This window comes from Meiothermus luteus (assembly GCF_003574085.1).
Taxonomy (GTDB): Bacteria; Deinococcota; Deinococci; order Deinococcales; family Thermaceae; genus Meiothermus; species Meiothermus luteus.
The window spans coordinates 1-696 of the sequence record NZ_QWKZ01000218.1; the positions used below are offsets into that span (position 1 = coordinate 1).

Annotated in this window: 1 protein-coding gene; it reads right to left on the reverse strand. The window is 60.2% G+C overall.

From position 1 onward, the window contains the following. On the reverse strand, positions 1-524 hold a 524-nt coding region (locus Mlute_RS15390; protein ID WP_407942659.1), incomplete at its 3' end, for a DUF2201 family putative metallopeptidase. Positions 525-696 lie beyond the last annotated feature (172 nt).

Sequence of the window (696 nt, forward strand, 5' to 3'; positions counted from 1 at the left end):
CCCATCACCTCCCCCAGGCCCGGCGCTTCCCGGTCTACGGCCTCCTGGAGCTCCCCTAGCTCGGGCCAGAGATCCTGAAGAACTCGGAGCCTCTTTGGCCTAGCATGAAGCCTCTCTGGCCTAGCATGGAGAGGTAGGCCGGAGTCTTCGGGGAAGGTGACCCGCACGTCTTCACCCTCTTCTTGGCTTGAGCCTCCTTGGATCGAGCCTCCTTGCCTTGAGTTTCTCCTTGAACCCCCCCGATCTGCATCCCTTTGAAGCTCACGAACCTTTAGGGCCTCAGCGTAGGCCTCCATGGTCTCATGGAGAGGAAGACCGAAGTCCTCGGGAAAGGCACTCCCCTCGGGCAGGGCTAAATTCATATCCCTCAAGTCCCCGTTCACCGCCAGGTCGGCGGCCAGATTCTGCACAACACGGGCGTGTTCCCACGGAAGATCCTGTGCCAAGGCCCGAAGCAGCAGCCGCCCCCGCTCTCCGGTGTGGCCCCTGAGCCAGTGGCTCACCTCGTGGAAGAGAACCCCCAAAAGCTCCCCGTCCCCCAAGGAAGTTGTCCACTCGGGGTTGAAGTAATACCAAATCTCCCTCGAGGTGACACCTATAGTAGGATTGGGGAATGGGTCGTAGGATTGCCCCAATCGATTGGACTGAAAGCGCAGAGGAGCTGGAGGCACAGTATAGACGGGAGAGGAACCTGGA